Genomic DNA, 10096 nt, shown 5'->3' with positions numbered 1-10096 from the left:
ATTTAGGAAGTGAGCTAATGAATCAAAATATTATCTACAAATTAGAAGATTTAATAAAAAATAATAATAAAATCCTTTTTTATGAGTACTTAAAGATTCTTAATCTATACAAATTTTTTATAGAAAGTGTCCAAGAATTTATTTTAGAAGACCAACTAGAAATAATAACTTTTTTCCATGAAAAAGCTTTAAATAAACACTTTGATATATTTGATATTTTAAATAAAACAGAATCTTCAATTTTTATAACAAATAAAACTAAAGAAAAAAATTTTAAGTTAGCTTTAGAGTACTATCGAAATAGATCTATCTATTCCTTAGACTCATTTCAAAGTATAGAGGCTATTAAAAAAACTAATAAATATACTTATTCAGTTATTGATTTTTTAGTTAAAAATACATCTTTAATATCTAATGTTTATGATTTTAATAAAGAGATGTTTCAAGAGAAACTAGAATATTTTTCTTCTGATAAAGAATTTTATGAAATATATTCTGATAAATATTGTGATATTATTTTAATTAAAAAAAATTTTTTTCAAGAGTTTAACCCATCATTATTTTCTAGCTTTGGTTTAACTATTAGATTTTGTGAACTCGGACAAATTGGTTTTAAAAAAGATACAATTATTTTAAATGAAAACGAAGCTCTTGTAACTAATGGAATCTCTTTAGGACAATACAAAGTTTTAACAAATGATATTAACTATCTTACAATACACATTAAAGATAAGTTTCTTAAAGACTTTAATATTAAAGAAATTAATTACTCTATGAAAAAATTACCTTGGAAAATTGAAAAAAATTCCTCTTTTTTATTTGAAAACTTAAACACTTTAAAAAATAATCAAATTCTTATTTTAAATTTTCTAACTAAAATAATTTTAGAGCTTTTAGAAGAAAAGAATAGTTTAAATTTTAAAGTGCTTTCTGAAAGTAATATTTTAAAAATAACAAAATTTATTGATAATAATTTGGAGAATCCTAATTTATCAATAAGTCAACTACAAAGTATATTTGGTTTTAATAAAAATATTTTAATTCAACTTTTTAAAAAAAATTACAATATTTGCCCCTCTAAGTACATTATAAATAAAAAGCTCGAGTATGCATCAACTCTTCTTATAGAAACTAAACTATCTGTAACAGAAATTGCATCTAAATTAAATTTTTCAAATTCTAGTAAATTTTCTCTAAATTTTAAAAATAAATTTCTATACACACCATTACAATTTAGAAAAAAATATAAAGAACTCAAGTGAGATTATTATTTATTTTGATATTTTTCTTTTTTTTATATATAATCTAAGTAAGAATTACATAATTATGGAGGATGCTTATGAAAAGTTTTTTAGAAGGTGTTATTAATAGAAATAAATATATGTGTGAATTAGGAAAAGTAGCTGATTATATTCCTGGTTTATCAACCGCTAATAAAAATCATTTAGGTATATGTATAATTGATACATCTGGAGAGATTGTTATAGCTGGTGATGCTGATGTAAAATTTACTCTTCAAAGTATTTCAAAACCTTTAACTTTAATGTTAGCCTTACTTGACCAAGGAGAAAAATATGTTTTTTCTAAAGTAGGTATGGAACCTAGTGGTGATGCTTTTAATTCTATTAGAAAATTAGAAACTGGTAGAATGAGAAAACCATTTAATCCTATGATTAATGCAGGTGCTATTGAAGTATGTTCTATGATTAAAGGAAAAAGTAGTGCTGAAAAGTTTGAAAGAGTCCTTAATTTTATTAAATTAATATCTGGAAATAATAATTTAAAAGTTAACGAAGATATTTATAAAGGTGAAAAAGAAACTGGAAATAAAAACCGTTCTATGGCTTATTTTCTAAAAGGTGAAGGTCTTATATCTGGTGATGTTGAAGATGTTTTAGATGTTTATTTTAAACAATGTTCTATTGAAGTTACTGCTATCGATTTAGCTAAGATTGGATTATTTTTAGCTAGAGGAGGAGTTCTAGAAAATGGAGATAGAGTCGTTAGCGAACATATCGCTACTATTGCTAAAACACTAATGATGACTTGTGGAATGTATGATGGTTCTGGTGAATTTGCAATAAAAGTTGGTATTCCTTCAAAATCTGGTGTAGGTGGTGGAATCTTATCTGTAATTCCTGGAAAAATGGGTATTGGTGTTTTTGGCCCTTCTCTGGATTTAAAAGGAAACTCTATTGGTGGCATTGCTGTTCTTGAAGAGATTGCAGAAAATTTTAAATTTAGTATTTTTAATTAAAAGGAGTTATTATGTTTAAGTATTTTGATCATAAAGTTATAAAAACAGCTTTAGCTTCTTTTTTATCGTATTATCTTGCAGATTATTTTGGAATAAAGTATGGTCTTACTGCGAGTATTATTGCTATTATTTCTATTCAGGCAACTAAAAGTGATAGTATAAAAATTACAATTGAACGTTTCTTCGCAGTTATTCTAGGAATGTCACTTTTTATACTGTTATCATCATTTTTAGGATATCACTATATTACATTAGGAATTTTTATACTTCTTTTTATGCCATTATGTATTAAATTTAGAATTGTTCAAGGATTCTTAGTTACTACTGTTCTAGCAACACATATTCTAAGCGAAAAATCAATTTCTCTTGATTTTTTACTCAATGAATTTTATGTTTTAATTTTAGGACTATCTGTTGGAAATATTTTAAATCTTTATATGCCCACTAACTCCAAAACAATAGATTTAATCAAAATGAAAGTTGATTTAATTTTAAAACAAATTCTTTCAGATATTTCTGAAAGTTTAAAATGTAGTTGTGTCTCTGTTAATGAAGATAAAAACTTCAAATCATTAAAAGCTACAATAGAAGAGGGACGAAAGTTCTCTTTATTAGATTACGATAACACTCTCTTTGATAAATGTAATGAAAATTTAAACTTTTTTTCTATGAGAAGAAGACAGTATAGAATTTTAACTAGGATGAGAACGTGTTTTAAAAGATTATACATTACTCACGAATATAGTCTTATCATTGCTGAATTTATAGCTAAAGTTTCAGAAAATGTTGAAGTTAATAAAAAAACTACTCCGTTAATTGAAGAGCATAAAGAATTAAAAGAACTATTCTCAAATTTTCCTCTGCCCAAAACTAGAGCTGAATTTGAAAATAGAGCTACTTTATTTCAACTTTTACAGGAAATGGAAGAGTTTCTTAATGCTAAAATCGAATTCAAAAAAGATTATGAAAATTAATTTGTAAACTTATTATAAAGGAGTGTCCATGTTAGATAAAAATAAACGACAAATAAACTACTTAAGATTATCTATTACAGATCATTGTAACTTAAGGTGCAAATATTGTCTTCCTGAAAAAGATACAAACTTTTATAACAATTGTGATTTACTAAATAGTAATGAAATAGAAAAAATTGTTAAAGCTTTTTCTTTAATTGGTATAAAAAAAGTTAGAATAACAGGTGGCGAACCTTTAGTTAGAAAGGATTTTAATGAAATTTTAGAAAAAATAAATCATATTGAAGGAATCGAAAAAATTGCTATTACTACAAATGGATTTCAACTTTTAGAAAATTTAGATTTATTCAAGAAAAATGGATTAAATAGAATTAATATAAGTTTAGATAGTTTAAACGCTAAAAAATATAATGAAATTACTCGTGGTGGTAATTTTGATAAAGTTTTTAAAACTATTAAAGAAGCAACTTTAAAAAATTTTGAAAAAATACGTTTAAATGTTGTTATTATGGAAGGTATCAATGATAATGAAATTTTAGACTTTGTCAATTTAACCAAAGATTTAGATATTGGTGTGCGTTTTATTGAAATAATGCCAATTGGAGAAGGTAAAAAATTTACTTCTGTTAAAAATTCAGATATTTTAAATCTTATAAAAAAACATTATTTGTTAGAAAAAAATTCAAACCTCTCTACTGACGGACCAGCTTCTTATTATAAAGTTTCCGGGTTTATGGGAGAGATCGGTTTTATTAGTCCTCTTTCGAATAGATTCTGCGATAGTTGTAATCGAGTTAGAGTAACCTCTAATGGCTTTTTGAAACTATGTTTACATTATAACAAAGGAATTGATTTAATGCCTTATTTAAAAGATGAGACTTCTGTAGAAACTTTAGCAATGATTATTGAAAAAGCTATCTACAATAAAAAGCCAAAAGAACATCACATGGATAATAGTGAAAATATTAATGATATAGAATTAAAGGGCATGAACAAAATAGGAGGATAACATGGGAAAAGTTATAGCAATTTGTATAAGTGAAAATAAGGGGACTGAAAAAGTTGTTGTTGAAAGTGGAGTTTTAATTAAAAACTTTGGATTAGAAAAAGATGCTCATGGAGGAAATTGGCATAGACAAATTAGTTTATTAGAACTTGAAAAAATCGATGATTTCAATAATAAGGGTGGAAATGTTGATTTTGGAGCTTTTGGAGAAAATCTAATAATCCAAGGTATAGACTTAAAAAATCTTGCCGTTGGTAGTATATTACAAATTGGTACAGCTCTTCTTGAAATAACTCAAAAAGGAAAACAATGCCATCACCACTGTAAAATATATCATAGAGTTGGGGATTGTATAATGCCTCGTGAGGGTGTTTTTGCAAAGGTATTAAAAGGAGGAATTATTTTTCCAAACGATGAAATTAAAATAATCAAATCTCCGATAACACTAGAAGCTTGCGTTGGCTCATATTCTGAAGCTATTATTGCTATAAATAAAGGCGCAAATAGAGTTGAACTTTGCGAAAATCTATTTGAAGGTGGAACAACTCCATCTTATGGAACTATTAAAAAAGTTAGAGAACTTGCTATTCCTGCTTTTGTAATGATTAGACCTAGAGGTGGAGATTTCTGCTATTCTCAAGCTGAAATTGAAATTATGAAAGAAGATATTAAGGTTTGTAAAGAGCTTGGTGTACTTGGAGTTGTTTTTGGAGTTTTAACAAAAGATAATAAAATTGATTATCCTCTTTTAAAAGAGCTTGTTGAACTTGCAAAGCCTATGAGCATAACTTTTCACAAGGCCATTGACGAAATCGAAAATCCAGAAAATGAAATATTGACACTAGCAGAAGTTGGAATAGATCGAATTTTAACATCTGGTAAAAAAGCTACTGCTTTTGAAGGAGCTGAACTTTTAAATAAATTTATTAAAATTGCTCAAGATAAAATAAAAATTATCGTGTGTGGTGGAGTTACATCTGATAATTTTCAACAAATCAATAAATTAATTCCAAGCACAGAATATCATGGTAAAAAAATAGTTTAGAATAAAAAAATGACGGAATTTGTACTTTCCGTCATTTTTTATTATATTTATCTTGATTTTTATTCACTTTTATTTTAAACTATTAAAGTTGTATATTAGTATTATTACATACATGAATTAAGGGAGGGTTATATTTATGAAATTTTTTAACAAAAAGTATATGAGTTTTTTTACTTCTTTACTTTTAATGACAACTTTAGCTCAAGGAAAAGAATTTATTTCTTCTGCTAAAGGATACAATGGTGATATTAAAGTAAAAGTTGATATTGTAAATAATGAAATCAAAAATATCAATATTTTAGAAGAAAAAGAAAGTGATTTTACAAAAGATGGTATGAATTCTATCATCGCTGATATTATTGAAACTCAATCTGTTAAAGTAGATAACGTTGCAGGGGCTACTTCTACTAGTGTTGGGCTAAAAAGAGCTGTAGATAGAGCTATTAAAGAATCTAAAGCAAATTTAACTCCAAAAGAAAAAAAAGTTATTGTTTATAACGATGTTACAACAGATGTTGTTATTATTGGTGGAGGTGGAGCAGGACTTTCTGCTGCTATTGCTGCTAAAGATAAGGGTTCAAATGTTATATTAGTTGAAAAAGCAGCTATTCTTGGAGGAAATACAAATTATGCCACTGGTGGACTTAATGCCGCTGAAACTTCTATTCAAAAAAATAAAGGTATTAAAGATTCTGTTGAAATTTTTATAGATGATACTATGAAAGGTGGAAAGAATACTAATAATAAAACTTTAGTTGAAAAAATGGCTAATTCTTCTGCTGAAATTGTAGATTGGCTAATAGAAAAAGGTGCTGATTTAACTGATCTTGGAAGAATGGGAGGACAAAGTGTAGATAGAACACATAGACCTACTGGCGGAGCTCCTGTTGGACCAAATATGATTGCAGCTCTTTCTAAAACTGCAAAAGAATCAGGTGTTGATATTAGATTATCAACTTTTGCTGAATCTATTATTTACGATGGTGAAGCTGTTAAAGGAATTATCGTTAAAGCTCCAAATGGACAAAAATATAATATAAACTCTAAAGCTGTTGTTATTGCCACTGGTGGTTTTGGAGCTAACTCAGATTTAATTGTTGAAAATGTTGCTTCTCTAAAAGGATTTGGAACTACTAATCACAAAGGTGCTACTGGTGACGGAATAATTATGACTAAGCCACTTAATGTTGATTTAGTTGATATGGAACAAATTCAAACACATCCAACAGTTATCCCTACTAATAGTGTTATGATTACTGAAGCTGTTAGAGGTAATGGAGCTATTCTTGTTAATAGAGATGGAAAAAGATTTATTAATGAGTTAGATACTAGAGACGTTGTTTCTAAAGCAGAACTTAATCAAAAAGGTGGAAGTGCATACCTTATGTTTGATGAAAATGTTAAAAAGAGTTTAAAAGCTATAGATAGTTATGATAAAAAAGGATATTTAACTAAAGGAAATACAATTGAAGAACTCGCTAAAAATTTAGATATTCCTTCTAAAGAGTTAGAGAAAACTTTCTCAAAATATAATGAAAGTGTAAAAACTGGTGTTGATTCTGAATTTAATAGACAAAGTTTACCAACTTCATTATCACAAGGTCCTTTTTATAGTGTAGAAGTTGCTCCTGCCGTTCATCATACTATGGGAGGAATCAAAATAAATGAAAACACTGAAGTTTTATCTAATGGAAAGCCTATAAAAGGCCTTTATGCTGCTGGTGAAGTTACTGGTGGAATACATGGTTCTAATAGATTAGGTGGAAATGCCGTTGTTGATATAACTGTTTTTGGTAAAATTGCTGGAGAAAATGCAAGTTCTTTTTCCAAATAATTGTTTATTTTAAAAACTATAAGTTTGTAAAACGCATTTAATGATTTATTAAATGCGTTTTTTATTTGTTTTTTTTGATTTTTGTATTGCTTTATAGAACAAATTATGATAAAATCAGTTGAGTCTATACCACATCAATAGACTCGATATATTTCATAAATGGAAATTGTGAAAAAATATTTTCAATTTTTGCACTTATTCCACAAATTCACTTTATTATTAGGGAGGAAAAAATGTCTACAAAATCTGCAACAAAAAAAATGAGCTTTTTTGAGAGATTCTTAAACTTTGTTGAAGTTACAGGAAATAAGTTACCTCATCCAGTTGCCATGTTCTTTGGTTTCTTTGTGATAACTATTATATTTTCTATGATACTTTCTTACACTGGTGTTTCTGTAAACTATAAAGAAATCTCAAGAACTACTGGACAAGTTATTGAAAAAACAACTTATGTTCAAAACCTTTTAACTAGAAGCGGTATTAGAGGAATTTTCGGTTCAACAGTTAAAAACTTTACAGGACATGCGGCACTGGGGTCAATTGTTGTTGCTATGCTTGGAGTTGGTTTAGCTGAGGGAACTGGATTACTTAACTCTATAATTAAAAAAATTGTTATTTCAACTCCTAAACAACTAGTTTCAGCTATTGTTGTTTTTGCTGGAGTTATGTCAAATATTGCATCAGATGCTGGGTACGTTGTTTTAATTCCCCTTGGAGCAGTAATCTTCTTATCTTTTGGAAGACATCCACTTGCTGGTATTGCAGCTGCTTTCGCTGGAGTTTCTGGTGGATTCTCTGCTAACCTTTTAATCGGTACTACTGACCCATTACTTGGTGGAATTACAACATCTGCAGCACAAATTGTTTTACCTGGATATTCTGTTACTCCAACTGCAAACTTCTTCTTTATGTTTGCTTCTACTTTCTTTATAACAGCTGTTGGAGCTTGGATAACAGATAAAGTTGTTGAACCTAGATTAGGAGACTATAATGGTCCTAAAGTTGATATTAACTTAAACGACCAAATTAGTCCTGAAGAGAAAAAAGGATTAAGAGCTGCTGGATTAGCGACAATCGGATTTATTATTGTAGTTTTACTTATGGTTATTCCTGAAAATGCTATTTTCAGATTAACTCCTGAAGAAATTACAAAGTTTATAGCTGAAAATAATAGAGAACCTGGAACTATGGAAATTTTAAAACCTTTCTTTAGTGATTCTATTGTTTACATTCTTATGTTAGCATTCTTTATTCCTGGACTTGCTTATGGTGTTGCAGCAAAAACTGTAAAGTCACACAAAGATGTTATTAAGTCAATGACTAAAGCAATGGCTTCTTGTGGACAAGTTTTAGTTATTATCTTTGTTTCTGCTCAATTCGTATACGTTTTCTCTAAATCAAATATAGGAATTGTTATTGCTGTTAAATTAGCTGATGTTTTAAAAGATCTTGGAATATCTGGAATTTGGGCAGCTGTAGGATTAATATTCTTAACTGCATTTGTTAACCTATTTATTGGTGGAGCTTCTTCTAAGTGGTTAATGCTTTCTCCTGTTTTCATACCTATGTTCGTTGAATTAGGATTAACTCCTGAGTATACTCAATTAGCATATAGAATTGGAGATTCAACTACTAATATAATTTCTCCTCTAATGTCATATTTCCCTATCATAGTTGGATTTGCATCTAAATATGAGGAAAAAGAAGGATCTATGGGAATTGGAACTATCATTGCAATGATGCTTCCATATTCATTAGTATTCTTAATTGGATGGTCAATTATGTTTATTGCATGGACTTACTTAGGATTACCTATTGGACCTGGAGTTAGCATGTTTATGTAAAAAAATAAAAGGATGAAGAATTTTTTCTTCATCCTTTTTTATATATCTTTTTCTTCTCCAACTTCAATTAATTCTATATATTTTTTCATTTCTTTTCTAGAACTTTCACCTTTTGAAAAGATAGTTATCACTTCAGTAGGATTCAATGTTCTTATAAAGCTATTTAGCATAACCAAATCCATACTTTTTTCCCCACTGAAATAACTATTTTTTATATGTCCTATATTTGCAATCATAATATCTATAGGATAATATATCAATGTTTTTATTATATTCTCTTGATAAATTGTTTCTCCTGTAACATAAATTCTTTTTATTTTACCAAGTCTATCAACTATAGTTACAAGATACCCATTTGCTTTTCCTAATATTGGATTTGATAAAAAACCTCCTCCTTTATATGTTGGGATAACCTCAACTACTATTTTATAACCTTTTATCTCTAGGTCTATTTTTTTAAACCAATCTACAAAATAGATATTTGCATTTTTTTTATCTCGTAAATATTTTCCACACTCTTTCCTTGAAACAATCTTAGCTTCATCTTCTATAACCTTAACTCCTTCTTCGTCAAAAGAATCAGGATTACACTCTGTAATTAACCAAAGCTTTATATTTTTAAAAGAATCATCCATAGGAGAAACTAATTTAACATCACTATTTTTTTTTAAAATAAATGATGGATTACAACCGATTTTAAATTTTTTGTCAACTTCTAAAAACCAACAAGTTTTACCTAAAAATTTAAATTTAAACTCCATAATACTCTCATCCTCCCAAAATTTACTTATGTATTTTTTCTAAAAATATATAAGTATTCCTTTTAAATAAAAAAAAGATACCCTTAAGATATCTTTTTTATTTTTCTGTTTTTATAACTCCATTTACATACTCTACTTTTATAACTTTATCAGTAAAAGGTACTTCTTGGGTAATAAAACCTGTAAATAACTTATCCTTATAATATAATTTAGTTCCTTTTAATTCTAAATTTTCATCTCCAAATTTAACTTCTTTTTTCATACAACCAACCAGTGATAATATTGCTATAAATAATACTAATTTTTTCATTATCTAACTCCTAACTATTTTTTTAATTTTATTATAACATATTCTTTATTTAAATATTATTGAAT

General features: G+C 27.5%; 9 protein-coding genes and 1 pseudogene. 8 read left to right on the top strand and 2 right to left on the bottom strand.

The features are described 5' to 3' along the window. The 8 genes and pseudogenes from HMPREF0202_RS14510 to HMPREF0202_RS14480 all read left to right on the top strand — a co-directional run. Positions 1-1262, top strand: a 1262-nt coding sequence (locus HMPREF0202_RS14510; protein ID WP_023051473.1) for a helix-turn-helix domain-containing protein, incomplete at its 5' end; no start/stop codon positions are given. A 77-nt stretch (positions 1263-1339) separates the two neighbouring features. Next, positions 1340-2257 carry a glutaminase A gene (gene glsA / locus HMPREF0202_RS14505; protein WP_040407759.1) on the top strand — a complete coding sequence of 306 codons (918 nt, stop codon included), beginning with the start codon at positions 1340-1342 and terminating at the stop codon, positions 2255-2257. Positions 2258-2268: 11 nt separating this feature from the next. Then, positions 2269-3231 carry an aromatic acid exporter family protein gene (locus HMPREF0202_RS14500; RefSeq protein WP_023051471.1) on the top strand — a complete coding sequence of 321 codons (963 nt, stop codon included), beginning with the start codon at positions 2269-2271 and terminating at the stop codon, positions 3229-3231. A gap of 28 nt (positions 3232-3259) precedes the next feature. After that, positions 3260-4240 carry a GTP 3',8-cyclase MoaA gene (gene moaA / locus HMPREF0202_RS14495; RefSeq protein ID WP_023051470.1) on the top strand — a complete coding sequence of 327 codons (981 nt, stop codon included), beginning with the start codon at positions 3260-3262 and terminating at the stop codon, positions 4238-4240. A gap of 1 nt (position 4241) precedes the next feature. Beyond that, positions 4242-4646, top strand: a pseudogene (locus HMPREF0202_RS15685) (MOSC domain-containing protein); the annotation flags it as partial. 30 nt (positions 4647-4676) lie between these two features. Further along, positions 4677-5282 carry a copper homeostasis protein CutC gene (locus tag HMPREF0202_RS15680; protein ID WP_040407763.1) on the top strand — a complete coding sequence of 202 codons (606 nt, stop codon included), beginning with the start codon at positions 4677-4679 and terminating at the stop codon, positions 5280-5282. Between the two features lie 136 nt (positions 5283-5418). Continuing rightward, a complete protein-coding gene (locus HMPREF0202_RS14485) occupies positions 5419-7116 on the top strand; it encodes a flavocytochrome c (protein ID WP_023051468.1) in 1698 nt (565 codons plus the stop codon). Between the two features lie 233 nt (positions 7117-7349). Then, positions 7350-8960 (top strand): AbgT family transporter, encoded by a 1611-nt coding sequence (locus tag HMPREF0202_RS14480; RefSeq protein WP_023051467.1) that lies wholly within the window; start codon positions 7350-7352, stop codon positions 8958-8960. Positions 8961-8998: 38 nt separating this feature from the next. Here the strand turns inward: HMPREF0202_RS14480 and HMPREF0202_RS14475 are convergent, their stop codons facing one another. Continuing rightward, positions 8999-9721 carry an MBL fold metallo-hydrolase gene (locus HMPREF0202_RS14475; RefSeq protein ID WP_023051466.1) on the bottom strand — a complete coding sequence of 241 codons (723 nt, stop codon included), beginning with the start codon at positions 9719-9721 and terminating at the stop codon, positions 8999-9001. A 97-nt stretch (positions 9722-9818) separates the two neighbouring features. Next, positions 9819-10031: a hypothetical protein gene (locus HMPREF0202_RS14470; RefSeq protein WP_023051465.1), complete on the bottom strand. Its 213-nt coding sequence runs from the start codon at positions 10029-10031 to the stop codon at positions 9819-9821. Between the last annotated feature and the right edge of the window lie 65 nt (positions 10032-10096).

The sequence above is a fragment of the Cetobacterium somerae ATCC BAA-474 genome (assembly GCF_000479045.1).
Lineage (GTDB): Bacteria > Fusobacteriota > Fusobacteriia > Fusobacteriales > Fusobacteriaceae > Cetobacterium_A > Cetobacterium_A somerae.
Note: the sequence above shows the minus strand (reverse complement) of the source record. Positions and strands in the feature narration are given on the sequence as shown.